The organism is Streptomyces roseoverticillatus, assembly GCF_000719265.1.
Classification (GTDB): Bacteria; Actinomycetota; Actinomycetes; order Streptomycetales; family Streptomycetaceae; genus Streptomyces; species Streptomyces roseoverticillatus.
Genome location: NZ_JOFL01000008.1, coordinates 23,370 through 48,952 on the forward strand (window position 1 = coordinate 23,370; position 25,583 = coordinate 48,952).

23 protein-coding genes are annotated in these 25,583 nt (G+C 72.3%); 14 read left to right on the top strand and 9 right to left on the bottom strand.

Annotated features, from left to right (window positions below):
- Nucleotides 1-7 precede the first annotated feature (7 nt).
- The 4 genes from IF61_RS0111045 to IF61_RS0111060 are packed head-to-tail and all read left to right on the top strand — an operon-like array spanning nucleotide 8 to nucleotide 3,950.
- Entirely contained in the window at nucleotides 8-931 is a 924-nt protein-coding gene (locus IF61_RS0111045; protein WP_030366129.1) for an ABC transporter permease, read from the top strand.
- A complete protein-coding gene (locus IF61_RS0111050; protein ID WP_030366130.1) occupies nucleotides 924-1,913 on the top strand; it encodes an ABC transporter permease in 990 nt (329 codons plus the stop codon). Before IF61_RS0111045 ends, IF61_RS0111050 begins: the two co-directional genes overlap by 8 nt.
- Before the next feature lie 11 nt (nucleotides 1,914-1,924).
- Complete coding sequence (locus IF61_RS0111055) at nucleotides 1,925-2,929, top strand: ABC transporter ATP-binding protein (RefSeq protein ID WP_030366131.1); 1,005 nt, start codon at nucleotides 1,925-1,927, stop codon at nucleotides 2,927-2,929.
- Nucleotides 2,919-3,950, top strand: a complete 1,032-nt coding sequence (locus IF61_RS0111060) for an ABC transporter ATP-binding protein (protein WP_030366132.1) — start codon at nucleotides 2,919-2,921, stop codon at nucleotides 3,948-3,950. The genes IF61_RS0111055 and IF61_RS0111060 overlap by 11 nt, the downstream gene beginning before the upstream one ends.
- A gap of 412 nt (nucleotides 3,951-4,362) precedes the next feature.
- Here IF61_RS0111060 and IF61_RS0111065 read toward each other — a convergent pair whose 3' ends face one another.
- The 6 genes from IF61_RS0111065 to IF61_RS0111090 all read right to left on the bottom strand — a co-directional run bounded on the left by IF61_RS0111065 (nucleotide 4,363) and on the right by IF61_RS0111090 (nucleotide 12,790).
- Nucleotides 4,363-5,469, bottom strand: coding sequence for an ABC transporter ATP-binding protein (locus tag IF61_RS0111065; protein WP_078660125.1), 1,107 nt, complete (start codon nucleotides 5,467-5,469; stop codon nucleotides 4,363-4,365).
- A 92-nt stretch (nucleotides 5,470-5,561) separates the two neighbouring features.
- The gene (locus IF61_RS0111070) at nucleotides 5,562-6,587 is read right to left on the bottom strand and encodes an ABC transporter ATP-binding protein (protein WP_245684480.1); all 1,026 of its coding nucleotides are present in this window, start codon (nucleotides 6,585-6,587) and stop codon (nucleotides 5,562-5,564) included.
- 10 nt (nucleotides 6,588-6,597) lie between these two features.
- Nucleotides 6,598-7,575 (bottom strand): ABC transporter permease, encoded by a 978-nt coding sequence (locus IF61_RS0111075; protein ID WP_030366135.1) that lies wholly within the window; start codon nucleotides 7,573-7,575, stop codon nucleotides 6,598-6,600.
- Nucleotides 7,576-7,581: 6 nt separating this feature from the next.
- Nucleotides 7,582-9,393, bottom strand: coding sequence for an ABC transporter substrate-binding protein (locus IF61_RS0111080; RefSeq protein ID WP_052392620.1), 1,812 nt, complete (start codon nucleotides 9,391-9,393; stop codon nucleotides 7,582-7,584).
- A gap of 51 nt (nucleotides 9,394-9,444) precedes the next feature.
- Nucleotides 9,445-10,422: an ABC transporter permease gene (locus IF61_RS0111085; RefSeq protein WP_078660126.1), complete on the bottom strand. Its 978-nt coding sequence runs from the start codon at nucleotides 10,420-10,422 to the stop codon at nucleotides 9,445-9,447.
- Nucleotides 10,423-10,645: 223 nt separating this feature from the next.
- On the bottom strand, nucleotides 10,646-12,790 hold the full coding sequence (locus IF61_RS0111090; protein WP_030366138.1) for a S9 family peptidase: 2,145 nt from the start codon (nucleotides 12,788-12,790) through the stop codon (nucleotides 10,646-10,648).
- A 196-nt stretch (nucleotides 12,791-12,986) separates the two neighbouring features.
- On the opposite strand from IF61_RS0111090, the gene IF61_RS0111095 reads away from it, so the two are divergent.
- The 8 genes from IF61_RS0111095 to IF61_RS0111135 all read left to right on the top strand — a co-directional run bounded on the left by IF61_RS0111095 (nucleotide 12,987) and on the right by IF61_RS0111135 (nucleotide 21,225).
- On the top strand, nucleotides 12,987-13,181 hold the full coding sequence (locus IF61_RS0111095; protein ID WP_030366139.1) for a hypothetical protein: 195 nt from the start codon (nucleotides 12,987-12,989) through the stop codon (nucleotides 13,179-13,181).
- A gap of 64 nt (nucleotides 13,182-13,245) precedes the next feature.
- On the top strand, nucleotides 13,246-14,139 hold the full coding sequence (mshB, locus tag IF61_RS0111100; protein ID WP_030366140.1) for an N-acetyl-1-D-myo-inositol-2-amino-2-deoxy-alpha-D-glucopyranoside deacetylase: 894 nt from the start codon (nucleotides 13,246-13,248) through the stop codon (nucleotides 14,137-14,139).
- 5 nt (nucleotides 14,140-14,144) lie between these two features.
- Nucleotides 14,145-14,525 (top strand): DUF6113 family protein, encoded by a 381-nt coding sequence (locus IF61_RS0111105; protein ID WP_397945243.1) that lies wholly within the window; start codon nucleotides 14,145-14,147, stop codon nucleotides 14,523-14,525.
- Nucleotides 14,526-14,756: 231 nt separating this feature from the next.
- A complete protein-coding gene (locus IF61_RS35190; RefSeq protein ID WP_169748813.1) occupies nucleotides 14,757-17,411 on the top strand; it encodes a hypothetical protein in 2,655 nt (884 codons plus the stop codon).
- Nucleotides 17,412-17,585: 174 nt separating this feature from the next.
- A complete protein-coding gene (locus tag IF61_RS0111120; protein ID WP_030366144.1) occupies nucleotides 17,586-18,536 on the top strand; it encodes an ABC transporter ATP-binding protein in 951 nt (316 codons plus the stop codon).
- Nucleotides 18,533-19,276, top strand: a complete 744-nt coding sequence (locus IF61_RS0111125) for an ABC transporter permease (protein ID WP_030366145.1) — start codon at nucleotides 18,533-18,535, stop codon at nucleotides 19,274-19,276. The genes IF61_RS0111120 and IF61_RS0111125 overlap by 4 nt, the downstream gene beginning before the upstream one ends.
- A 78-nt stretch (nucleotides 19,277-19,354) precedes the next feature.
- Nucleotides 19,355-20,581, top strand: a complete 1,227-nt coding sequence (locus IF61_RS0111130) for a sensor histidine kinase (protein WP_397945244.1) — start codon at nucleotides 19,355-19,357, stop codon at nucleotides 20,579-20,581.
- Nucleotides 20,578-21,225: a response regulator transcription factor gene (locus IF61_RS0111135; RefSeq protein WP_281178033.1), complete on the top strand. Its 648-nt coding sequence runs from the start codon at nucleotides 20,578-20,580 to the stop codon at nucleotides 21,223-21,225. Before IF61_RS0111130 ends, IF61_RS0111135 begins: the two co-directional genes overlap by 4 nt.
- 28 nt (nucleotides 21,226-21,253) lie before the next feature.
- On the opposite strand, the gene IF61_RS0111140 is transcribed toward IF61_RS0111135, so the two are convergent.
- Together IF61_RS0111140 and IF61_RS0111145 are read right to left on the bottom strand one after the other, a co-directional pair.
- On the bottom strand, nucleotides 21,254-22,090 hold the full coding sequence (locus tag IF61_RS0111140; RefSeq protein WP_030366148.1) for a transglutaminase family protein: 837 nt from the start codon (nucleotides 22,088-22,090) through the stop codon (nucleotides 21,254-21,256).
- Between the two features lie 187 nt (nucleotides 22,091-22,277).
- A complete protein-coding gene (locus IF61_RS0111145) occupies nucleotides 22,278-23,294 on the bottom strand; it encodes a GNAT family N-acetyltransferase (RefSeq protein ID WP_030366149.1) in 1,017 nt (338 codons plus the stop codon).
- Nucleotides 23,295-23,408: 114 nt separating this feature from the next.
- On the opposite strand from IF61_RS0111145, the gene fdxA reads away from it, so the two are divergent.
- Nucleotides 23,409-23,738 (top strand): ferredoxin, encoded by a 330-nt coding sequence (gene fdxA, locus IF61_RS0111150; RefSeq protein WP_030366150.1) that lies wholly within the window; start codon nucleotides 23,409-23,411, stop codon nucleotides 23,736-23,738.
- A gap of 88 nt (nucleotides 23,739-23,826) precedes the next feature.
- Nucleotides 23,827-24,924 (top strand): succinyldiaminopimelate transaminase, encoded by a 1,098-nt coding sequence (gene dapC / locus IF61_RS0111155; RefSeq protein ID WP_030366151.1) that lies wholly within the window; start codon nucleotides 23,827-23,829, stop codon nucleotides 24,922-24,924.
- Nucleotides 24,925-25,066: 142 nt separating this feature from the next.
- Here dapC and IF61_RS0111160 read toward each other — a convergent pair whose 3' ends face one another.
- On the bottom strand, nucleotides 25,067-25,477 hold the full coding sequence (locus IF61_RS0111160) for a hypothetical protein (protein WP_030366152.1): 411 nt from the start codon (nucleotides 25,475-25,477) through the stop codon (nucleotides 25,067-25,069).
- Between the last annotated feature and the right edge of the window lie 106 nt (nucleotides 25,478-25,583).

Consider the following 25,583-nt stretch of genomic DNA (forward strand, 5'->3'; position numbering starts at 1 on the left):
CGCGTCCATGGGACGGTATGTGATCCGGCGCCTGCTCCAGATGGTCCCGGTGTTCATCGGCAGCACGTTCCTGATCTTCTTCATGGTCTACGCCCTGGGCGATCCCGTGGCCGCCCTCTTCGGCGACAAGGCGCCCGACCCCGCGACCGCCGCCCGCATCCGCCAGGAGCTCTACCTCGACGAGCCCCTGTGGAAGCAGTACGGGCACTACATGGGGCAGATCCTCTCGGGCAACTTCGGCACGGCCTTCAACGGCCAGAAGGTCACCGAGCTGATGGCCGACGCCTTCCCAGTCACCCTGCGCCTCACGCTCGTCGCGATCCTCTTCGAGATCGTCTTCGGCATCACCCTCGGCGTCCTCAGCGGGCTGCGCCGCGGCCGCTCGGCCGACACCACCGTGCTCCTGCTGACCCTGATCGTCGTCTCCATCCCGACCTTCGTCAGCGGCTACGTGCTGCAGTACCTCTTCGGCGTCAAATGGGGGATCGTCTCGCCGTCCGTGTCCCCCGAGGCCCCCTTCGACGAACTGCTGCTGCCCGGCATGGTCCTCGCCCTCACCTCCCTCGCCTACGTCACCCGCCTCTCGCGCACCTCCATCGCCGAGAACTCCCGCGCCGACTACGTCCGCACGGCCGTCGCCAAGGGCCTGCCGCGCCGCCGCGTCGTCACCCGGCACCTGCTGCGCAACTCCCTCATCCCCGTCGTCACCTTCATCGGCACGGACATCGGCGCGCTCATGGGCGGAGCCATCGTCACCGAGCGGATCTTCAACATCCACGGCGTCGGCTTCCAGCTCTACCAGGGCATCCTGCGGCAGAACTCGCCCACGGTCGTCGGCTTCGTGACCATCCTCGTCATCGTCTTCCTGATGGCGAACCTGCTCGTCGACCTCCTCTACGCCGTGCTCGACCCGAGGATCCGCTATGCCTGAGCCCGAGCCGAGGGAACCCGGGAGCCTCGCCCCGGACGAGGCCGTCACCCCCGCCGGCGGTGGCGCGTCGTCCCTGGCCACCAGCGACGCGGAGACCCTCGAAGGCGGCCCGATCCCCGGCGGCACCGCGAGCGGCAAGGCCCGCAGCCTGTGGTCCGACGCCTGGCACGACCTGCGCCGCAACCCCGTCTTCCTGGTCTCCGCGCTGATCATCGTCTTCCTGGTCCTGATCGCCCTGTGGCCCGGCCTCATCGCGAGCGGCAACCCCCTGCAGTGCGACCTGGCCAAGGCCCAGGAAGGCTCCCAGCCCGGCCACCCCTTCGGCTTCGACACCCAGGGCTGCGACGTCTACACCCGCACCGTCTACGGCGCCCGCGCCTCCATCACCGTCGGCATCTGCGCCACCACCGGCGCCGCCCTCCTCGGCAGCGTGCTCGGCGGGCTCGCCGGCTTCTTCGGCAGCTGGGGGGACGCCCTGCTCTCACGGACCGCCGACATCTTCTTCGGCATCCCCATCATCCTGGGCGGCCTCGTCTTCCTCTCCGTCGTCACCGGCGGCTCCCTGTGGCCCGTCGTCGGCTTCATCGTGCTGCTCGGCTGGCCGCAGATCTCCCGCATCGCCCGCGGCTCCGTCGTCACCGCCCGGCAGCACGACTACGTACAGGCCGCGCGGGCCCTCGGCGCGGGCAACACCCGGCTGCTGCTGCGGCACATCGCACCCAATGCCGTCGCCCCCGTCATCGTCGTCGCGACCATCGCCCTCGGCACGTACATCGCCCTGGAAGCCACGCTGTCCTTCCTGGGCGTCGGCCTCAAACCGCCCACCGTGTCCTGGGGCATCGACATCTCCAACGCCTCCACCCAGATCCGCAACGCCCCCCACATGCTGCTGTGGCCCGCGGGCGCCCTGAGCATCACGGTGCTGGCGTTCATCATGCTCGGCGACGCGGTCCGCGACGCCCTCGACCCCAAACTGCGCTGAGGAGCGGGCGGATGACACAGCCGGAAGCCGTTGCCCCGCTGCTGGACGTACGCGACCTGCACGTGGAGTTCCGCACCCGGGACGGCGTCGCCAAAGCCGTCAACGGCGTCAGCTACAGCGTCCGCGCCGGGGAGACGCTCGCCGTGCTCGGCGAGTCCGGCTCGGGCAAGTCCGTCACCGCCCAGGCCGTCATGGGCATCCTCGACTCCCCGCCCGGCTACGTCACCGGCGGCGAAGTGCTCTTCCGCGGCGAGGACCTGCTCACCATGGGCGGCGAGCGGCGCCGCCGGCTCCGCGGCGCCAAAATCTCCATGATCTTCCAGGACGCGCTGTCCGCCCTCAACCCCGTGATGAGCGTCGGCGCCCAGCTCGGCGAGATGTTCTCCGTCCACGACGGCATGACCCGCCAGGACTCCCGGGCCAAGGCCGTCCAGATGATGGAACGCGTCCGCATCCCCGCCGCGAAGGAACGCGCCGGCGACTACCCCCACCAGTTCTCCGGCGGCATGCGCCAGCGCATCATGATCGCCATGGCGCTGGCGCTCGAACCGGACCTCGTCATCGCCGACGAACCCACGACCGCCCTCGACGTCACCGTCCAGGCCCAGGTCATGGACCTCCTCGCCGAACTCCGGCGCGAGTACCGCATGGGCCTGATCCTCATCACCCACGACCTGGGCGTCGTCGCGGACGTCGCCGACCGGATCGCCGTCATGTACGCCGGGCGGATCGTCGAGACCGCCCCCGTCCACGAGCTCTACGCCGCGCCCGCCCACCCGTACACCGCCGGCCTGCTCGGCTCCATCCCCCGCCTCGACCACAAGGGCAAGGAACTCCACGCCATCAAGGGTCTGCCGCCCAGCCTCACCGACATCCCCGCCGGCTGCCCCTTCAACCCGCGCTGCCCCCGCGCCCGGGCCGTCTGCCGCACCGACCGGCCGCCGCTCTTCGACGTCGCGCCCGGCCGCGCCAGCGCCTGCCACTTCTGGAAGGAGACCCTCGACGATGCCGGGTAACGGCGAGGCCATTCTGGAGGTGCGGGACCTGGTCAAGCACTACCCCCTCACCCGGGGAATCCTCTTCAAGAAGCAGGTCGGGGCCGTGCACGCCGTCGACGGCGTCTCCTTCGACCTGCGGCGCGGCGAGACGCTCGGCATCGTGGGCGAGTCCGGGTGCGGCAAGTCCACGGTGGCGAAGCTGCTGGTCCATCTGGAGCGGCCGACGTCCGGCCGGATCCTGTACAAGGGCGAGGACATCACGAGACTGTCCGGACGGGCGCTCAAGGCCGTCCGGCGCAACATCCAGATGGTCTTCCAGGACCCCTACACCTCGCTCAACCCGCGGATGACCGTCGGCGACATCATCGGCGAGCCGTACGACATCCATCCCGAGGTCGCGCCCAAAGGCGACCGGCGCGCCAAGGTCCGCGAGCTCCTCGACGTCGTCGGCCTCAACCCCGAACACGTCAACCGCTACCCGCACCAGTTCTCCGGCGGGCAGCGGCAGCGGATCGGCATCGCGCGGGGCCTCGCCCTGCGGCCCGAGATCATCGTCGCCGACGAGCCGGTGTCCGCGCTGGACGTCTCCGTCCAGGCCCAGGTCGTCAACCTCATGGAGCGGCTCCAGGACGAGTTCGACCTCGCGTACGTCTTCATCGCCCACGACCTGTCGGTCGTCCGGCACATCTCCGACCGGGTCGCGGTCATGTACCTCGGGCGGTTCGCCGAAGCGGGCACGGACGCCCAGATCTACGAACACGCCACGCACCCGTACACGCAGGCCCTGCTCTCCGCCGTGCCGGTCCCGGACCCGCGGGCGCGGGCCGATCGCGACCGGATCATCCTGACGGGGGACGTGCCCTCGCCGGCACACCCGCCGTCCGGGTGCCGGTTCCGCACGCGGTGCTGGAAGGCGCGGGAGAAGTGCGCGCGGGTCGTCCCGCCCCTGGAAATCCCGGACTGGTTCCTGGAGGGCGGCGGCCCGGAGGCGCACGCGTCGGCGTGCCACTACGCGGAGGAACGGCCGTCACCTGAGTAACGGCCGTTCCGGCAGGGCCGGGGGTGCCTTGCCTGCGGCAGGAAGGCCGGGTGCTCACGACGCCCCTGGCCGCGCGACACCCCTCCGCCGCGGCGGTGCTTAGCCCCTGCCGGGGTGTCCGGCGGTGCCCGACCTGAGACAGGTCGGGCACCGCCGGGCTTCGCCGTTGTGGCTGATCGCCGTCGCGGCGGGATTGTCTTGCCTGCGGCAGGGGGATCCTGGGTGCTCCCAGCTACCCCGTCGCCCCGGGATCCGGCGCCCTCACTTCCCCGTCGCCTCGCGACTTCCGTCGCGGCGGGATTGTCTTGCCTGCGGCAGGGGGATCCTGGGCGCTCCCAGCTACCTCGGCGCCCCGGGGTCCAGTGCCCTCGCTTCCCCGTCGCCTCGCGACGACTCTCCGCCGCGGCGGTGATCAACCCCTGCCGGGCTGTCCGGCGGTGCCGGACCGGCCCCCGGGGCGTACGGCGCCGCCGGAGTCCGCCGTCGCCGGTGGTTCCGGGAAGTGGCATGCCGACAGATGGCCTTCGGCCGAGCCGTCCGCTCGCGCGAGCGGCGGTGCCTCCACCGCGCAGCGGTCCCGCGCCTTCCAGCACCGCGTGCGGAAGCGGCAGCCCGACGGCGGCGCGATCGGCGAGGGGACGTCGCCGGTGAGCCGGATCCTTTCGCGAGGGGACGCCCCGTCCCCGAGCACCGGCACCGCCGACAGCAACGCGTGCGTGTACGGATGCCGCGGCCGCCCGTAGATGTCGTCCCGCGTGCCGACCTCCACGATCCTGCCGAGGTACATGACCGCGACCCGGTGCGAGACGTGCCGGACGACCGCCAGGTCGTGGGCGATGAAGAGGAAGGCGATCCCCAGCTCCCGCTGCAGTCGCTGCAGCAGGTTGACGACCTGCGCCTGGATGGAGACGTCCAGCGCCGAGACCGGCTCGTCGGCGACGACGACCTTCGGTTCGAGGGCGAGGGCCCGCGCGACCCCGATCCGCTGCCGCTGCCCGCCCGAGAACTCGTGCGGGAAGCGGTTGTAGTGCTCGGGGTTCAGGCCCACGGTCTCCAGGAGTTCCTGCACGCGCGCCTCGCGCCCGCCCGGCGGTTCGATGCCGTTGATCTCCATGGGCCCGGAGACGATCCGCCCGACGGTCTGCCGGGGGTTCAACGACGCGTACGGGTCCTGGAAGATCATCTGGATCTCGGAGCGGACGGGGGCGAACTGCTTGCGGCTCGCGTGGGTGATGTCCCGGCCCCGGTAGAGGATCCGCCCGGCGGACGGCTCCAGGAGCCGGGTGAGCAGCCGGCCCGTCGTGGACTTGCCGCAGCCGGACTCGCCGACGAGGCCGAAGCTCTCCCCGGCCCGTACGGTCAGGTCGATGCCGTCGACGGCCTGCACGGCGCCGACCGTCCGCCGGACGGGGAAGCCGCCGCGCACCGGGAAGTGCTTGGTGAGGCTCTCGGCGACGAGCAGCGGCTCGCCGGTCGCCACGGCCTCGCGCGGGCCGGGCGGGGAAACCTTGTCGCTCATGCTGATGCTCTCTCCTCTGTGGCTCCGTCGTCCCGGGGCACCCGGGGCACCCGGGGCACCCGGGCCCCGTGCCGGGCGGGCCCGCCCGGCGCTCAGCCCAGCCGGGGCCGGATCTGCTCCGCGAACACGCTGCGCTGCAGCTCCTCGGGGAGGTGGCAGGCGGCCCCCCGCCCCGGCGGCAGCCCGGGCCGCTCCGTGCGGCACCGGTCCCCTGCCCCTCCGTCAACGGCGCCGACGTACCCGCACCGCGGGTGGAAGGGGCAGCCCGGCGGCGGGGCGAGCAGGCTCGGCGGGGTGCCCGGGATGGGGGTGAGCGGCTCGTCGACGGAGCCGGAGAGCCGGGGCATGGAGCCCAGGAGCCCCCACGTGTACGGGTGCCGGGGCGCCCGCAGGACCTCCCGTACGGGGCCCTGTTCGACGGCCCTGCCCGCGTACATCACGAGCAGGTCGTCGACGGTGCCGGCGACGACGCCCAGGTCGTGGGTGATGAGGATGATCGCCGCGCCGGTCTCCTGCTGGAGCTCCTGGAGCAGGTCGATGATCTGCGCCTGGACGGTGACGTCGAGCGCGGTGGTCGGCTCGTCGGCGATGAGGAGTTCGGGGTCGCAGACCAGCGCCATCGCGATCATCGCCCGCTGCCGCATGCCGCCGGAGAACTGGTGCGGGTAGTCGTCCACGCGCAGCTCCGGCTGGGGGATGCCGACCCGCCGCAGCATCTCGACGGCCCGCAGCCGGGCCTCCCGGCGGGACGCGCCGGTGTGCTTGCGGTACGGCTCGGCGATCTGCCGGCCGACCGTGTAGTAGGGGGAGAGGGCGGTGAGGGAGTCCTGGAAGACCATCGCCGCCTTGTTCCCGCGCAGCTTCTCCAGGACGGACTCGGGCGCGCCGGTCAGCTCCTGCCCGTCCAGCATGATCTCGCCGTGGATCTCGGTGGTGCGCGGGTCGTGCAGCCCGAGCACGGCGAGGTTGGTGACGGACTTCCCGGAGCCGGACTCGCCGACGATGCCGAGCGTGCGGCCGCGCTCCAGGGTGAACGACAGGCCGTCGACGGCGCGTACGGTGCCGTCCTCGGTGGAGAAGCGGACGCTCAGGTCCCGTACGGAGAGAAATGCGGTCACACGAATCCCCCTAGGCGAGCCGTACGCGCGGGTCGATGACGGCGTACGCCGCGTCCACCACGATGTTGGCGACGACGATGGCCGTGCAGCCGACGAGCATCACGGCCATCAGCGTGGGCAGGTCGGTCTCGCTCACCGAGGACACCGCGAGCCGCCCCAGCCCGTGCAGGCTGAAGGTGAACTCGGTGATGATCGCCCCGCCGAACAGCGAGCCGAGGTCGATGCCGAAGATGGTGACGATGGGCGCGAGCGCGCCCCGCCACGCGTAGCGGAAGAAGACCGTGCGCCGCCCGAGCCCCTTGGCGCGGGCGGTGCGCACGTGGTCCTCGCCGAGCTGCTCGATCATCTGGGAGCGCGTCATCCGGCTGTAGTTGGCGATGAAGATGATGGACAGCACCAGCCAGGGGATGAGCATTCCGGTGAACCACTTCACGGGGTTCTCGGTGATCGGGTAGTAGGCCGGGTTGTCCATCCAGTGCAGCCCGCTGACGAACACGGCCAGCGCGATGACGCCGACGAAGTAGATCTGCAGGGAGTTGCCGACGAGCGAGAGGGAGCTGAAGAACTTGTCGATCCAGGTGCCCCGGAAGGCCGCGGCGATCATGCCGATGCCCACGCCGACGACGAGGAAGACGGCGGCGCCGCCGAGCGTGATGGACAGGGTGGTGGGGAAGCGGTCCACGATGGTGCCCCAGACCGGCTGCTGGTTGGAGAAGGAGTAGCCGAAGCAGGGCGCCGGGCAGTGGCCGACGGTGAAGTCGCGGCCGGTGAAGATGCCCGCCATGTAGTGCCAGTACTGCACGGGGACCGGCTGGTCGAGGCCCAGGTTCTTGTTGATCAGGGCGACGGCCTCCGGGGTGCAGTTCTTGCCGCAGGACATCAGGGCCGGCTGGGCGGGCAGCGCGAAGAAGAGGGCGAAGGTGATCGCGCTGATGAGCACGATGATGACGAGGGCGCCGAGCGAGCGGCGGGCGAGGAAGCGCAGCACGGCCGGCTACTTCACGTAGACGCCGGTCGGGTCGACCGTCCCGTAGACCGGCTGGTAGCGGATGCCGCCCAGGTTCGAGCCCCACAGGGAGAACTGGGTGTTGTAGAAGGTGGGCACGCCCGGCACGTCCTCGGTGAAGATCTTGTCGGCGAGCCGCTGCCACTCGGGGGCGGCCTTCTTCACGTCCGGGATCGCGCTGATGCGGTCGATCTCGGTGTTGACGGCGGAGTTGTTGAGGTGGCCGTAGTTCTGGGCGCCGTCGGCGATCTGCCGGCCGTCGAACAGCGGCGGCACGACGGTCGAGGAGACGGGCCAGTCCGCGCCCCACGAGGTGCGGTAGATGTCGAACTTGTTCTTGACCTCGGCGATCGCGGTCCGCCAGGTGTTGGAGTCGATCTCTTTCTTCTGCACCTTGAAGCCGGCCCGCTCCAGGGCCTGGGTGACGACCACGGAGACCTTCTGCTGGAGGTCGGTGTTGGGGTAGGCGTAGACGATCTCCTGCCCCTCCTTGCCGGCCTGCTTGAGGAGCTCGCGGGCCTTGTCGGGGTCGCCGGCCGGCTTGGCCTTCTTCCCGAACGGGTCGGTCGCCTTGTAGCCGTCCATCGCGGGGGAGAGGTAGTTGGTGGCGAGCACCCCGGCGGTGGCGCCGCCCATCTGCTGGAGGATCTGCCCGTTGGGCATCGCGTAGGCGAGGGCCTTGCGGACACTCGCATCCTTGATCCGGTCCATGTTGAAGCTGATGTAGTCCACGTACGGCTGGATCTCCACGAAGCGGCGCGCCTTGGTGTCGGCCTGGCCGAGGACCTTCTCGGTCATCTCCGGGGCGACGGCGTTGGTGAACGACAGGGTGTTCTTGTCGGCGCCCTGGTCGGCGAGGAAGCGCCGGGTGGAGTCCGCGTACTGGTGGCCGAAGCTGATCTCGAACCGGTCGGCGTACTGGTGCCGGACGGGGTCGGTCTTGGCGTCCCAGTTCTCGTTGCGGACGAGAGTGAGCGACTTGCCCACCTTGTAGTCGGCGACCTTGTAGGGGCCGGAGGAGAAGGGGGCGTTGTCGTACTTGCGCTGGGTGTCCTTCTCGGCCTTGACGGGGCCGATGTTGGGCATGGCGGTCGCGAAGGGGGCGTCGGCGTGCGGCTGACGGAAGTGGAAGACGATCGTCTTGTCGTCCGGGGTGTCCAGCACGGACGCCGGCAGGTGGGCGCCCTTGTACGGGCCGTCGGGCAGCGCCTTGCGGAAGTCGGTGCCGTCGCCGGAGAGCCACTGGGGGACGTACAGCGGGCCGTCGGTCTCGAAGGACGCGTAGAGCCGCTCGACGCCCCAGCGCACGTCCTTGGCCGTGATCGGCGAGCCGTCCTCGAACTTCAGCCCGTCCTTGAGGGTGAACTTCCAGGTCTTCCCGCCGTCGGAGGCGGTGCCCGCGTCGGTCGCGAGGTCGCCGACGACCTTGACGCGGCCCTTGTCGTCCACCTTGTACGAGGTGAGCGTGCGGTTGTAGAGCAGCTGGTTGGCGAGCATGTCGCTGTAGTAGATCTGCCCGGGGTCCAGGTGCAGGAAGGCGTCGCGCTGCAGGACGCCGACCGTGCCGCCCTTCTTCGCGCCCGGCACCTCGGGGGCCGGACCGGCAGAGTCCTCCTTGGTGCCGATCGAGTAGTTGGACGAGGTGTTCTTGTCCGTGCCGGGGCCTTCGCTCTTGTCCCCGCTTCCGCCCCCGCCGCCTCCGCTGCTGCACGCGGAGAGCACCAGGGCGCCGGCCGCGAGGGCGGTGGCGGAGGAGGCGAGGCGGCCTCTGCTCCTGCGGGATCGCGTCGTGGGCTGCATGGGTCGATGCACCTGCCTGTCCGTTGCTAGCGGGTTCTTGCGTGCACGTCCTCAGCGTCCGGTCCGCGGGTCGAAGGCGTCCCGGACCGAGTCCCCGAGCAGGTTGAAGGCGACCACGAAAACGATCATGGCGAAGCCGGGGAAGAAGATGTAGGTGATGTCACTCTCGTAGTAGTGGGCGCCGTTGGCGAACATCCGCCCCCAGTCGGGCGTGGGCTCCACGATGCCGACGCCGATGAAGGACAGCCCGGCCTCGATGGTCACGAAGCTCGGGAGCATCAGCGTGGACTGCACCAGGATCGGCGTCCAGAGGTTGGGCAGCAGCTCCTTGCTGATGATCCGCCAGGGGGATGCGCCCGTGACCTTCGCCGCCTCGACGAACTCCCGCTCCCGCAGGCTCAGCACCTGTCCGCGCAGCAGCCGGGCCAGCCCCATCCAGCCCAGCACCCACAGCACCAGAATCAGCGTCACGACCCGTAGATAGGTGGGGGTTTCCTTCTCCGGGCTCACGAAGAGGGAGTAGACGACCGGAGTGAAGGCGATGAACGACAGCTGGCTGGGGAAGGCCAGCAGTAGATCGATGAAGCGGCCGAGCAGATAATCGGTCCGGCCGCCCAGATAGCCGGCCGTCACCCCGATGAGCACACCCGTCAGGACGCACAGCACGGTGGCCGCCGCGGCGATGAGCAGCGAGGTGCGGATTCCGTAGACGAGCTGCATCAGGACGTCCCGGCCGAGGGTGGGTTCGAGACCGAACCAGAAGCTCCCGGACATCCCCCCGTTGGGCTTGACCGGATAGCCGTACTCGTTGAGCAGCCCCGGCTCGTCGAGCCCGTACGTCTGCGTCGGGTTCTTCCCGTAGAGCTTCGAGATGAGCGGCGCCGCCAGGGCGACGAGGAAGAAGAACGTCACCACGTAAGCCGATAAGACACCCGGACGGTCGCGTTTGAAGCGCCGCCACATCAGCTGTCCGGGCGATCTGCCGGCCGGCCCCGGTGGCGCCACCGGGGCCGGGGAAGGACTCGTCATCGCGTTCGATCCCCCGCACTGTCGTCGTGTCGATCCCTCGCGGATGCCGTTCCCGCGCGGAGGGTTGAGCGGACTTTGACAACGGATTCAGGGTCGGGTCAAGAGGGCTGCACAACAGCGGCCGGGCGGATCGCACTTCTTGAGCGAACGATGAACGGATTGACGACGCGGCGTGCTTGACAGGGAGCCGAGCACGCCGTGCGGAGGTCACTTCATGAGGGGGTCAGTTCATGCCGAGGGACCGCTTCAGGAAGTCGACCTGGAGCAGCAGGAGGTTCTCGGCGACCTGCTCCTGCGGGGTCATGTGCGTCACGCCCGACAGCGGCAGCACCTCGTGCGGGCGGCCCGCCGCGAGGAGCGCCGACGACAGGCGCAGGGTGTGCGCCGCGACCACGTTGTCGTCGGCCAGGCCGTGCACGATCATCAGCGGCCGGACCTGGTCCGCCGCCTCCGCCAGCCCCTCGGCGGTGACCAGCGAGTTGTGGTCGTACACCTTCGGGTGCTCGTCCGGGTGGCCGAGGTAGCGCTCGGTGTAGTGCGTGTCGTACAGCCGCCAGTCGGTCACCGGGGCGCCCGCGACGCCCGCGTGGAAGACGTCCGGGCGGCGCAGCACGGCCAGTGCCGCGAGGTAGCCGCCGTAGGACCAGCCGCGGATGCCGACCCGGCCCAGGTCCAGCGGGAACTCCCCGGCCAGCGCCTGCAGGGCCTCGACCTGGTCGTCCAGGGTGACGCCCGCGAAGTCGTGGTGGACCGCCTTCTCCCAGGCGGGGGAGCGGTGCGGGGTGCCCCGGCCGTCGGCGACGACCACGGCGAAGCCCTGGTCGGCGAACCACTGCGAGGTCAGGTGGGCGTTGTGCCCGGCCACCACGCGCGGGCCGTGCGGACCGCCGTAGGGGTCCATGAGCACCGGAAGCGGACCGTCACCCTCCTGGTAGTGCGTCGGCAGGACGACGGCGCACGGGATCCGGCGCGCGCCCGCCTCGGTGAGCCGTGCGCGCGAGGTGAGCACCGGCGCTTCGGAATACGAGGCCACGACCGCCGCCTCCGCGCCGTCGCGCAGGACCCGGGCGGTGGACCCGGCGCGCTCCGGTACCGCCGACACCACGACGGAGACCGCCCCCGAGCGCACGGCCGAGTGCCAGCCGCGCCCCTGCGAGACGCGCTCGGCGCCCTGCTCGCCCACGCGGTAGACGTGCGCTTCTCCCGTCTCCGGAGCGGGCGCGTCCGGCCCGGCGGAGGCGGAGACCAGCACGTCGCCGTCGCCCACGTCGAGCACGGCGCGCACGTGCAGCCGGCCGTCGGTCAGCTTCCGGTCGCCCACCACCAGCACCCGGGCGCCGTCCTCGTCGGCGATGCGCACCAGGCGCCCGTCCGGGGTCCAGGCGGGAACGCCGGGGAACAATTCAAGCCACTTTGCGTCGTGCTCTTCATGGAGCACGCTCGTGGCACCCGTCTCCGGGTCCACGGACAGATACGCCTGGTCACGCTGGTCGCGCGACTGCACCAGCAGCAGCGGCGGACCGCCCGCCGACCAGTGCGCCTGCGCGAGATAGGGGTAGCGCTCGCGGTCCCACCGGACGTCCGTACGGCTGCCGTCCAGGCCCAGCAGGGCCAGTGTCACCTCGGCGTTCGGGGTGCCCGCCGCCGGGTAGGCCACCTCGGCCGGCTGCCGGTCCGGGTTGGCGGGGTCGGCGATCCACCAGCGCCGCACCGGCGCCTCGTCCACCCGCGCGGCCAGCAGCGACTCGCCGTCCGGCGCCCACCAGAACCCGCGGTGGCGGTGCATCTCCTCCGCCGCGATGAACTCCGCGAGACCCCAGGTCACGGACTCGCTGCCGGGCTCGGCCAGGGCCCGGTCGGCGGTCTCCCCCGCCGCCGCGCCGGCCACCGGCTCCACGTCGGCCACCCGCAGCGCGCCACCCGCGACATAGGCCACCCGGCGGCCGTCGGGGGAGGGGCGCGGGTCGACCACGGGGCCGGGAACTGCCAGTTCACGGGCGGTGCCGCCGCGCAGCTCCGCCACGAAGAGCCGCCCGGAGAGCGCGAACGCCGCCAACTCCGCCGCGCTGTCCACGGCGTACGCGACGACGCCCGCGGAACCCTCGCGCAGCCGCTCGCGGCGCGCCCGCTCCTCGGCCGACAGCTCCTCGGCGGCGCCGGAGAGCAGCACGGCCGGGTCGGCCGCCGGGAACTCCCGTCCGTCGGCGGGGTCGAGGACCCACAGGACACCCGTGCGATCGGTCCCGGAACGGGAGCGGAGGAAGACGACACGGGTTCCGTCAGGTGACACCGTGAACGCACGCGGCGCGCCGAGCGAGAACCGTTGCGTACGGGCGTACTGTCGCGGGAACGAGACTTGTCTGGTCATGGCGCGAGCCTACGGCGGAGCGGCGTGAATCCGCCGTGCGCCCCGGAATTGCCCCCATGCACCCAGTGCTGGGTCACGCTCCGGAAAGTTATGATCACGGACGCATAGCCGATAAGTCCCGCGTGTCATCCGTCAACCGTCATCCGTCTCATCCGTCTCATGCGTCTCAACCGCGCGTATCTGGAGGTGAACCGCCGTGGCACTCTCGATTTCGGCGGTGGTGCTGCTGGCGATCGTCGTCTTCATGCTGTGCCGGAAGTCCGGGCTGAAGGCCGGCCACGCCGCGGTCTGCGTCCTGCTGGGCTTCTATCTCGCGAGCTCGTCACTCGGGCCGACGATCCACCAGGTGACCAAGAGCGCCACCGATGTGATCAGCAACATCAAGTTCTGAGGGTGTGCGCCCCGGGTCCGCGGGCGGGGCTCCGCCGGGCCCGCAGGACTCGTAGGCTGGTCCCATGACCGACAGCTCCTTCCTGCCGGGCCGCCGGCTCCTCCTGGTGCACGCGCACCCGGACGACGAATCCATCAACAACGGCGCGACCATGGCCAAGTACGCGGCCGAAGGGGCCCACGTCACCCTCGTGACCTGCACACTCGGCGAAGAGGGCGAGGTGATCCCGGGCGAGCTGGCGCATCTCGCAGCCGACCGGGACGACCGCCTGGGCCCCTTCCGCGCCGGGGAGCTCGCCGCCGCCATGAAGGAGCTCGGCGTCACCGACCACCGCCTCCTGGGCGGCGCCGGCCGCTACCGCGACTCGGGGATGATGGGCGCCCCGCAGAACGACCGCCCCGACTGCTTCTGGCGCGCCGACGTCGACGAGGCCGCCGCGTCCCTCGTTGAGGTGATTCGCGAGGTGCGCCCGCAGGTGCTCGTCACCTACGACCCGGACGGCGGCTACGGCCACCCCGACCACATCCAGGCGCACCGCGTCGCCATGCGCGCCGCCGAGCTCGCCGGCGAGCCGGCCTTCCGCCGCGACCTCGGCGACCCCCACGAGATCGCGAAGGTCTACTGGAACTGCGTGCCCCTGTCCGTCGTCGAGGAGGGCTTCGCGCGGCTGCGCGCCGCGGGCCGTGAGATCCCCTTCCCGGGCATCGCCTCCGCGGCCGACGTCCCGGGCGTCGTCCCCGACGACGAGGTCACCGCCGCCATCCCGACCGCCGGTCACGCACAGGCCAAGGCCGCGGCGATGCGTGCCCACGCCACGCAGATCGCCGTGGACGGCCCGTTCTTCGCGCTCTCCAATGACCTGGGGCAGCCGATCCTCGCCGACGAGTACTACAAGCTGGTCCGCGGTCAGGCCGCAGGGCCCCGCGAGGACGACCTGTTCGCCGGGGTGGAGGCATGAGCGGCATGACCACCCCCGTGACCGCCGCGCGCATCGCCGCGTATCTCGGCCTGTTCCTCCTCGGCGCCGCCACCGGCTTCGCCGGGGCGCTCACCCAGGGCGGCTGGTTCCCCGGCGGCCTGTCGCTCGCCCTGCTCGCCGTCGCGGGTCTCAGCTACGGCGCCGTGACCGCCACGGGCACCCGCACCGGCGGTGCCGTGGCCGCCGGAGGCTGGCTCGTCGCGGTCATGCTGATGACCTCCAGCCGCCCCGAGGGCGACTTCTTCTTCGGCGCCGGAATCAGCTCGTGGGTCTTCCTGCTGGGCGGGATGGCCCTCGCTGTGATGTGCGCCACTGTCCCGAAACTGCCGCAACCGGACGGACCTTCGGTCCGACTTGGCAAGTGACGTGACGATTTCCGCCTGAGTGTCGTCCGGCCCGTGTGCAGGTCAACCGGCTTCTGCCGGACTTGTCCCGTGACGGGCCGACGGCGTGCGGGCACGCAGCGCGCTCCCGCCCGCCGGCGTGAACCGGCGGTCGTCAAGTGCGTGTGCGCGGTGCCCAGTATGGTGGTGCGCGCCGCCGAGCCGCCCGAGCGAGGTCATGACGGGCGGCGGAGCTAACCGGGAGAACCTGCTTTGAGCCGTGAATCTGACAGTTCGTCCTCCGGGCCCCAGGGCCGCGGTGGCGCCGCCTACCCGTCCGGGAACCCTCCGTACGGCAGTGAGGACCAGGCCCGTGCGGCCGCAGCCTCCAGGCCCGAAGAGCCCAAGACCGAGACCACGCTGACGACGCGGATCCGCATCAACATCCCGGGCTCGCGCCCCATCCCGCCGGTCATCATGCGTACGCCCGTCGACGGCGAGGCCGCCCCCGCGAGCGCGCCCGGCACCGGGTCCGCGTCCGCGTCCGGCGCCGCCTCCGCGCCCGCCAAGCAGCCTCCGGCCGCGGGCGGTGGCGCGCCGTCCGGCGAGCGCAAGGCCCAACTGCCGCGCCGCCCCGCCGCGACGACGCCTCCCGGCCGCAAGCAGCAGGGCCAGCCCGGCTCCGCGGAGCAGAGCGGCGGCAAGGGCGAGAAGGCCAGCGACTGGTTCGCGCCCCGCAAGTCCGGCGGTGCCACGCCTCCTCCGGCCGGCGGGCGCAAGACCGAACTGCCGCGCCGCTCGGCGGGCGCCGGCGGCGCTGCCGGTGCGGGCGCCCCGCAGCACTCCGGCCCGCGCGACACCCCCCCGGCCCCCTCCGCGGGTCAGACCATGGGCGGCACGCCGTGGCCGGGTGACGCACAGACCACCGGCTCCGGCTCCGTGCCGCAGCAGCCCCGCACGCCCAACCCGGGCAACGGCTGGCAGCGCGACACCGCGCACGGCGCCGCCGCCCCGCAGGCGGGCGGCCCCCAGGCGGGCGGCGCGGCGCAGCGGCGCGGCACCGGGGACGACTGGCCCGGCGGTTCCTCGACCACGGGTGCCACCCCGTGGGACGCGGGTATGAACGCGGGTATGAACGACATCCCGGGCGCCGGTGTGCCCGGTGGCGCGCCAGGCAGCGGCGCCCCCGCCGGCGGCGCGGCGCAGCGGCGCGGCGCGCAGGACGACTGGCCGGGCGGCCCGTCGGCCTCCGCCGCTCCCGCCTCCCCGGCTCCGGTCGCCCCCGCCCCGGGCGCGCCCGTGGACGACTGGCCCGGCAGCCCCTCCACCACGGCCTTGACGCCGTGGCCGGGCGACCCCTCGACGACCGGTTCGATGCCGCAGCCGCCCACCCCGGGCGGCGGCGCGCCCTGGCCCGACGACCCGATGAGCACCGGGTCCATGGGCATCATGCAGCCCCCGGCGCCCGGTGCGCCCGCGGGCGGTGGCGCGCAGTGGACCGAGCCGGAGAGCACGCAGCAGTTCCCCGCGCCCGCCATGGGCGGCGCCGCGGATCCGTTCGCCCCCGCCGGCGGCGGGTTCGGCCGTACGGACACCCCGCACGAGGGCGTGCCCCGCGTGCCCGGGCCGCCCGCCGGCGCGCAGTCCGCCGCGGCCGCCGCTCCTGCGGCGGCGCCCGGCAAGGCCCCCCAGCAGCCCAAGGGCGGCAAGGGAGCCAAGGGTGCCAAGGGCGGCAAGAAGGGCGCGGCCAAGGCCCCCGCCGCCGGCGAGACGTTCGTCAGCGGCGGCGTGCCCGTCGTGCCGCCGCCCGGCCCGGGCGCCCCCCAGGCCGGGAAGCCCGTGGACAGCGGCGCGCCGCGCATCGCCGTGCCCAAGCCCAAGGTGCCCGGGCCCGGAGCGGTGCCCCCGCCTCCGGCCAAGGGTGCGCCTGCCGGCGCCGCGAAGGCCGCGCCGAAGAGCGCGCCCGCGAAGGCACAGCCCAAGAAGAAGGGCCGTTCCAAGGTCGTGCTGCTGGGCGGCGCGGTCGTGGGCCTCGTCGGCGTCGCGTACGTGGCCGGGCTGGCGCTCGACCACGCGGACGTGCCCAACGGCACCACCGTCCTCGGCGTCAACATCGGCGGCTCCTCCAAGGAGCAGGCCGTCCAGAAGCTCGACTCCGCGCTCGGCGACCGGGCGACCAAGCCGCTCAAGGTCTCCATCGGCGGCAAGGAGGCCGAGCTCAAGCCGTCCGTGGCGGGCCTGTCCATCGACACCCAGGCCACGGTGCGCGAGGCGGCCGGCCGCGACTACAACCCGCTGACCGTCATCCCCTCGCTCATCGGCGGCACCCGCACGGCCGAGCCCGTGATCGTCGCCGACGAGGAGAAGATCGCGAACGCGCTCAAGACGCTGGCGGGCGAGTCGGGCGGGGCCAAGGAAGGCACGATCAAGTTCGAGCCGGGCAAGGCCGTACCCGTCTACGGCAAGCCGTACCAGGGCATCGACGGTGACAAGGGCGTCGATGCCGTCGCCAAGGCGTACAAGGACCGCGCCGCCACCGGCCAGGAGACCCCGGTCGAGCTGCCGAGCGCGAGCCAGCAGCCGAAGGTGACCAACGCCGAGGTCGACCGGATGATGAAGGAGTTCGCGCAGCCCGCGATGTCCGGCATCGTCACCGTGCAGACCGACCCGCTCCACAAGATCCAGTTCGGTCCGGAGCGCTCGCTGCCGAAGATCCTCGGCGTCAAGGAGGTCGGCGGCAAGCTCGTCGAGAACTACGACCTCGAAGCGATCAAGGAGCTGTACGGCACGGCCTTCAAGGGCGTCCTCATCCAGCGCGGCAACGGCACCAAGACCGAGGTCACCCCGCAGGACGTCGTCGGCGCCCTGCGCAAGGCGCTCGTGGCCAAGACGCCCGCCGAGCGCATCCAGAGCATCCCGCTGAGCTGATCGCCCAAGGCCGGTCGTCCGAGCGGTGACGAGAGCAGTGCAGAGCCCCCGTGCCCCACCGGCACGGGGGCTCTCCGCCGCTTACTCACGTCATGCCGGGCATGACATCTGTCATCGTCAGGACCGTACGCCTGACACTGCCGCCGACCCCGCTGACCAGGGAACATGGTCAGCATGACCACCACAGGAACGTACACGGGGGAAGGGCGCCGCACCGGCGCTCCCGTGGTCAGCTTCGAGAACGTGAGCAAGAGCTTCGGTGCGGTGCGCGCCGTGGCGGATCTCGACCTTCAGCTGTACCCGGGCGAGACCGTCGCCCTCCTCGGCCCCAACGGCGCGGGCAAGTCGTCCACCCTCGACCTGCTGCTGGGCCTGCGCAACCCCGACGCGGGCCGGGTCGAGCTGTTCGGCACCAGCCCGCAGCAGGCCCTCGCCCAGGGCAAGGTCGGCGCGATGCTGCAGTCCGGCGGCCTCATGGAGGATGTCTCCGTCCGCGAGATAGTGAAGCTCGGCTGCGATCTGCACCCGCGCCGCTTCCCCGTCGACCAGGTGCTCGCCGCCGCCGATCTGACCGAGATAGCCGACCGTAAGGTCGGCAAGCTCTCCGGCGGCCAGGAGCAGCGCGTGCGGTTCGCCCTCGCGACGGCCGGCGCCAACGAGCTCATCGTGCTGGACGAGCCCACGACCGGCATGGACGTCTCGGCCCGGCAGGCCTTCTGGGGCGTGATGCGCGAGCAGGCGCAGAACGGCCGCGCGATCCTCTTCGCCACGCACTACCTCGAAGAGGCCGACGCCATCGCCGACCGGGTCATCGTGCTGCACCGCGGGCGCGTCCTCGCGGACGGCTCGGCCGCCGAGATCAAGGCGAAGGCCGGTGCCCGCCGCATCGTCTTCGACCTGGACGGGCACATCGGCGAGGCTGCCCTGCGCGAGCTGCCGTTCCTGTCCTCCCTGGAGATATCGGGCCGCACCGTGCGCATCCAGTCGCACGACGCCGACGCGACCGTCCACGCCCTCTACGGCCTCGGTCTCTACCCGCGCAACCTGGAGGTCGCGGGCCTCGGCCTGGAGCAGGCCTTCATCGCCATCACCGACGCTGCCACCGCCGAGGAGGCGGCCCGATGAACACCCTGATCAAGCTCGAAATCGCGCGCACCCTGCGCAACAAGAAGTTCATGTTCTTCTCGGTGCTCTACCCCGCCGGCCTGTACCTGATGATCGCGGGCGGCGCGAGCAACACCGAGATCGTCGGTGACACCGGGCTGACCCTGCCGCTGCTGATGATGGTCTCCATGGCCTCCTTCGGCGCCATCACCGCCGTCCTCGTCGGTAACAGCGAGAAGATCGCCAAGGAGCGCGAGAAGGGCTGGGTGCGCCAGCTGCGCCTGACCGCCCTGCCCGGCCGCGGCTACGTGACCGCCAAGGTCGCCTCCGCCGCCGTGGTCTCGCTCCCCTCGATCCTCGTGGTCTTCGTGATCGCCGCCGCCGTCAAGGACGTCCGGATGGACGCCGCCTGGCAGTGGCTCGCGCTGGTCGGCGCCATCTGGGCGGGCAGCATCGTCTTCGCCGCGCTCGGCGTGGCCGTCGGCTACCTCGCCACGGGCGACGCCGTCCGCCCCATCACGATGATCATCTACTTCGGCCTGTCGATGCTCGGCGGCCTGTGGATGCCCACCACGACGTTCCCGCACTGGCTCCAGAAGGTCGCGGAGTGGACCCCCACCTACGCCTACGCCGGGCTCGGCCGCTCCATCGAGCAGGCCCACGCCCCCGAGCTGAAGCAGGTGGCGCTCCTCGTCGTCTACCTCGCGCTGTTCGCCGGCATGGCAGCCTGGCTGTACCGCAAGGACACCCGCAAGGGCTGACGGCCCGACGGGCCGGACGGCCGGAGGCCGCACGGCACCGCACGGGACGGAACCGGAAGACAGGACAGGGCGAAGGACATGGCCGGAGGAAAGCGGCGCTGGAACCCGTGGCGGGCCGCCATGGAAGTCCACGACGACCCGTCGTACACCATCGGCATCGGCACGGAGCCCGACAACCGGCGCCAGATGGTCGTCAAGCTCATCTGGATCTCCATCTGGTTCGCCTACATGGCGGCGCCGGTCGAGGACGTCCTCGGCGACCATCACACCCTGGCCGGCGACGTCCTCGGCGGCGCCGGCCTCGCCGCCTTCGTCGTCGGCTACCTCGGCCTGGTCTTCCGGCACACGTCCCGCCCCCTGGAGCGCGCCCGCGTGCTCGCCGCGCTCGCCCTGCTGATCGTGCTCGCGACCGCGCTCACCCTCACACTCGGGGGCGCCTGGCTCGTCCTCTTCGTCTACGTCTGCGTCTCTGCCGGCGCGGTCCTGCCGGCGAAGCTGTCCCGCGTCGTGATTCCGCTGGTCACGGGGGTACTGGCGGGGCTCGGCGCGATGACACCGGGCGCCCCCGAATACCTCGCCGCCCTCGTCATCCCGGCGCTGCTCGGCGGCTTCGCGATGAACGGGGTGCGGCAGATGGCCCTGACGACCCGTGCGCTGCGCGAGGCCCGCGCCACGGTCGCCCACCTCGCCGCCAACGAGGAGCGGCTGCGCCTTGCCCGCGACCTCCACGACCTCCTCGGGCACTCCCTGTCGCTCATCACGCTCAAGAGCGAGCTGGCCGGGCGGATGCTCCCCGGCAAGCCCGAACAGGCCGCCCAGCAGGTCGCCGACATCGAACGGGTCAGCCGCCAGGCCCTGGTGGACGTCCGGGAGGCGGTGAGCGGCTTTCGCCGCCCCACCCTGGAGGCCGAGCTGGCCGGCGCCCGCACCGCCCTCGCCGCGGCCGGCATCGTCGCCGACCTCTCCCGCGCCGCCGCCACCCACCCCGACCTCGCGCCCGACGAGGAGGGCGCGCTGGCCTGGGCGCTCCGGGAAGCCGTGACCAACGCGGTGCGGCACAGCGGCGCACGCCGCTGCGAGATCGCGCTCACCGAGGAGGGCGACGAGCTCTGCCTGACCGTCAGTGACGATGGCCGCGGCCCCCAGGGCACCCACGGCAACGGCCTCACGGGCCTCTCCGAACGCCTCGCCCTCGCCGACGGCCGCCTGGAGACCGGCCCCGGCCCGCGCTCCGGCTTCCGCTTGCGCGCTTTCGTCCCGCTGGCACGCAGCCTCGCCCAGGAGCGGCCTACGCTGTCGCTGTGACAGACCAGCACCACCCGGCGGACACCGCGGGCCGACGCGTCATCAGAGTCCTTCTCGCGGAGGACCAGTCCATGGTCCGGGAAGCGCTGGCGGCGCTGCTCGGGCTGGAGGGCGACATCGAGGTCGTCGCCCAGGTCGCCCGGGGGGACGAGGTGCTCGACGCCGCGCGCGCCCACGACCTGGACGTGGTGCTGCTCGACATCGAGATGCCGGGCATGACCGGGCTCGACGCGGCCGCCCTCGTGCGCCGCGAGCTGCCCTCCCTCAAGGTCGTCATCCTCACGACCTTCGGACGCCCCGGCTACCTGCGCCGCGCGATGGAGTCCGGCGCGGAGGCCTTCCTCGTCAAGGACGCCCCCGCGTCCCAGCTCGCGGACGCCCTGCGCCGGGTGCTGCGCGGCGAGCGCGTCATCGACCCGACGCTCGCGGCGGCGGCCCTCGCCGAGGGCGCGAACCCGCTGACCGACCGCGAGCGGGTGGTGCTGCGCACTTCCGCCGACGGCTCGACCAACGCCGAGCTGGCCAGGACGCTGCACCTGTCCAACGGGACCGTCCGCAACTACCTCTCGACGGCCATCCAGAAGACGGGCGCCCGCAACCGCGCCGAGGCCGTCCGCATCGCGAGGGACAAGGGCTGGCTCTGACGCCGGCGGGGCCCGCTGCCCGGGGCGGTCAGTTGAGCATCGCCCGGGCCGCCCGCGCCTGCCGCCGCACCGTCTCCGCGACCGTCGGCTCCAGCGCGTCGATGACCTCCGCGTACTCCTCCATCTCGTGCGCGCCGCCCACGAAGTCGCCCCGCTCCACGAGCAGCTCGGCGCGCTCGTAGCGGAGCCTGGCCGGGTGGCTGGGCAGCAGCAGGGACAGCTCCACGGCCCACAGCTGGACGTCGCTGCGCTCGGGCCGCGCCGCGGCCCAGGCACGGATGTTGTTCAGCACCCGCAGCACGATCTCCGCCGGCTCCGCGGGGGAGAACATCGACGGGGCGAGCGGGGCGCCCGTGGCGCCCGCGACCAGCAGGCCCGCCTCCTCCTCGGACAGGATCCGGCCGCCGTCGAAGGGATCGGCCAGCACGTGCTGCCCGTACGGCTCGCCGAAGCCGACGACGAAGTGGCCCGGCAGCGCCACCCCGTACACCGGCGCGCCGGCCCGCCGCGCGACCTCCATCCACACCACCGACAGCAGGATCGGCAGCCCGCGGCGGCGCCGGAGCACCTCGGTGAGCAGCGAGGACTCCAGCCGCCGGTAGTCGGCGGGGGAGCCGTGGAAGCCGCAGCGCTCCCCGAGGAGCTCCGCTAGCGCCTCCGCCCACCGCCGCGGGTGCGCCTGCCTGCCCAGGGCGGGGAGCAGCCCGGCGAGCCGGTCCAGCTCTATCTGCGCGGTGTCGACCGGCTCCTCGCCCGCCTCGGGGTCGGCCTCGCCCGCGATCAGCAGGCACAGCAGGGCGAGGTCGGGCCGCGTCTCGCGCGCGGCCTCCGCGAACCGCTGCCGCCGGCCGGTGGTGTCGTACATGGCGCCTCCGCTTCTGCTTCCATGGTCGCGCTGGTTGCGCTGAGCGGGTATTCCACCGGATTCCCGCCGCGGCGTGCTGTTCCGCCGGACAAGAAAATCCCGCCGCAACGGTGATCAGCCACGACGTCGAGGGTCCGGCGGAACAGGTGAGCACCGGAACCCGTACTACTGAGCACCGCAACCGGTGCTAGGGACGCGCCTCACGGCGGTAGTGATACGCGTGGTGCGTCGTGAAGCCCAGCTCGTCGTAGAGGGCCGCCGCCGCGCCGTTGTCCGTCTCCACCTGCAGGTACGCCGCCGAGGCGCCCTCGCTCAGGGCCTGCTCCGCGAGGCGTGCCATGACCTGCGTGGCGAGCCCCCGGCGGCGGTGCTCCGGGTGCACGGCGACCGCCGAGAAGCCCGCCCACCGGCCGTCGACGACGCACCGGCCCACGGCGACCGGGCCCTCGCCGGACGCGCCCGGCACCGTCGCGAACCACACCGACGGCCCGCCGCCCAGCACGGCCAGGGCGTCCTCGGCGCTCGCGCCGGTCCGCCCGTACACGCGCAGCCACACCTCGTCGGCGGTGCGCGAGAGCCGCACGTGCTCCGTGGGGGCCCCGGTGTCGGCGATCGGGGCGAGCGCGGCCGTCCGCACCAGGGCGTGGCGCTCCGCCGTCCAGCCGCGCCCGGCCAGCTCCGCGTCCAGCAGGGCGTCCTGTTCCGGGTCGCCGGTCGTGACCTGGACCGCCGCGGGCAGGGAGCGCTCGGCGTACCAGGCGGCCACGCGGTCCACGGCCTCCGGCAGCGGCAGTCCGCAAGCGCCGAGCGGCAGGGCCGAGTTGGCGCGGGTGGTGAAGCCGCCCGCCGCGCGCAGGGTCCAGTCGCCGAGGCGCGCGGTCTCCCGCGCCGGCCAGCCGCGGGCCGCGGTCTCCTGGAGCTCGCGCACGGTGGCGGCCGGGCCGCGCCGCCGGGGCGGGGCGGCCGGAACCACCTTGCCGGCGACGAGCGCGGTCTCGTCGAAAGTGACAATCTCTCCGGTCCGCCGTGTGATCCGCAGCACGCCGCCCTCCCAGGAGGTGAGGACGCCGACGGTGTCCGTGAACCGCTCGGCGGACCCCCCGGACGACCCTCCTGAAGGGTTCAGACGGCGTACGGATACCCTTTTTCCCACATCAGCGGTACTGATCCTGATTTCCAGACGTCCGCCCGTGGTGAATTCCACAGCTCTCCTCGCCCCTCTTGTTCGTCAAGTGCCCGGGAACGGAGATACTAGGTGTGGGCATCGACGACGCCGCGCTCCCGCGCGAGATGAGCCCTACCGAGGAGGAACGACAGCGTGACCTACGTCATCGCGCAGCCTTGTGTCGACGTGAAGGACAAGGCGTGCATCGAGGAGTGCCCCGTCGACTGCATCTACGAGGGTTCCCGGTCCTTGTACATCCACCCGGACGAATGTGTCGACTGTGGTGCCTGTGAGCCGGTCTGCCCCGTCGAGGCGATCTTCTACGAGGATGACACTCCCGAGGAGTGGAAGGACTACTACAAGGCGAACGTCGAGTTCTTCGACGAGCTCGGCTCGCCCGGTGGCGCCTCGAAGCTCGGTCTGATCGAGCGCGACCACCCCTTCATCGCCGCCCTGCCCGCGGACATCAACCCGGAGCACTGACCCGAGCGGCCCCCCGGCCCCGTACGGCCGCAGCCGTGCGGGGCCGCGGCGTATCACCGGTCACCCCCAGAGCAAGAGAGCGAACACCGTGAGCGCAGTCTCCTCCCGCCTCCCCGTCTTCCCCTGGGACCGGCTCGCCCCGTACAAGGCGAAAGCCGCCGCCCACCCCGACGGCATCGTGGACCTCTCGGTCGGCACCCCCGTCGACCCCGTCCCGGCGCTGATCCAGCGGGCGCTCACCGGCGCGGCCGACAGCCCCGGCTATCCCACGGTGTGGGGCACGCCCGAGCTGCGCGACGCGCTGACCGGCTGGGCGGAGCGGCGGCTCGGGGGTCGCGACCTGACGCACGCCAACGTGCTGCCGATCGTCGGCTCCAAGGAGCTGGTGGCCTGGCTGCCGACGCAGCTCGGCCTCGGCGCGGGTGACAAGGTCGCCTACCCGCGGCTCGCCTACCCGACCTACGAGGTGGGCGCGCGCCTCGCGGGCGCCGAGCCCGTCGTCTACGACGACCCTACGGAGCTCGACCCCACGGGCCTCAAGCTGCTCTGGCTCAACTCGCCGTCCAACCCCACCGGCCGCGTGCTGACCGCCGACGAGATGCGCCGCACCGTCGCGTGGGCCCGGGAGCACGGGGTGCTGCTCTTCAGCGACGAGTGCTACCTGGAGCTGGGCTGGGAGGCCGAGCCGGTCTCCGTCCTGCACCCGGACGTCTGCGGCGGCTCGTACGAGGGCATCGTCGCGGTGCACTCGCTCTCCAAGCGCTCGAACCTGGCCGGCTACCGCGCGGCCTTCCTCGCCGGCGACCCCGCCGTCCTGGGCGAGCTGCTCCAGGTCCGCAAGCACAGCGGAATGATGGTCTCCGCCCCGGTGCAGGCCGCCACGGTCGTCGCCCTGGGGGACACGGCGCACGTGACGGAGCAGCGGGCGCGCTACTCCCGCCGGCGGGAGTCCCTGCGGGCGGCCTTCGAGGCGGCGGGCTTCCGGATCGAGCACAGCGAGGCGTCGCTGTACCTGTGGGCCACGCGGGACGAGCCCTGCTGGGACACCGTCGCCGCCCTGGCCGAGCGCGGCATCCTCGTGGCGCCGGGAGTGTTCTACGGGGAGGCGGGTGAGCAGTTCGTACGGATCGCATTCACCGCGACCGACGAGCGGGTGGAGGCCGCGGTCCGCCGCCTGACCGCATAAGCGTGTCCCGCCCGGGCGCGACCTGCCTGAGCGCGGCCGCATAGCCGGCCGCGCCCCGCGGGGCGGTCCGCGGAAGAAGCATCGCGAGAGGGCCCGGGAGATGATCTCCCGGGCCCTCTCGCGTGCTGGTGCGTGCGCTGTGTCAGCCGCCGATCGGGAGCTGCCCGCCCACGGGCAGACCCTGGGTGTTCAGGCCGCCGGCGGCCTTGGTGGCCTGGCCCGCGAGCCCGGAGGTGGTGCCCGCAGCCTCGCCGGCGACCTTCTGGACGGCGGGGGCGGCGGTCTTGGCGGCCTTGCCGGTGGCGTCGGCGGCACCGGGGACGGTGGTCTTGATGGCGCTGGTGCCGACGCCCGTCACCGTGTCCCCGGCCTTGTGGGCGGCCGCGTCCACGTTGGTGCCGAGGTTCGCGCCGTCCACCGCGGTCAGGCCGCTCGTCAGGTCGGGAGCCTGCGGGGCGGCGCTCGCCGCTCCGGCCGCGCCGATGACGGGTGCCGCACCGGCGGCTACCAGCAGGGCGGCCCGGGCGATCCGACGCGTCAGGGGGAGGGACATGATGCTCCTTTGGCGGAGTTGAGGACGTTGGCTGTCCGGCGAGCGGACGCAGTGACTACCGCGTGAATCCGCGGAAGGTTGCGGTGCGCCACGGTAAAGAGTTGGT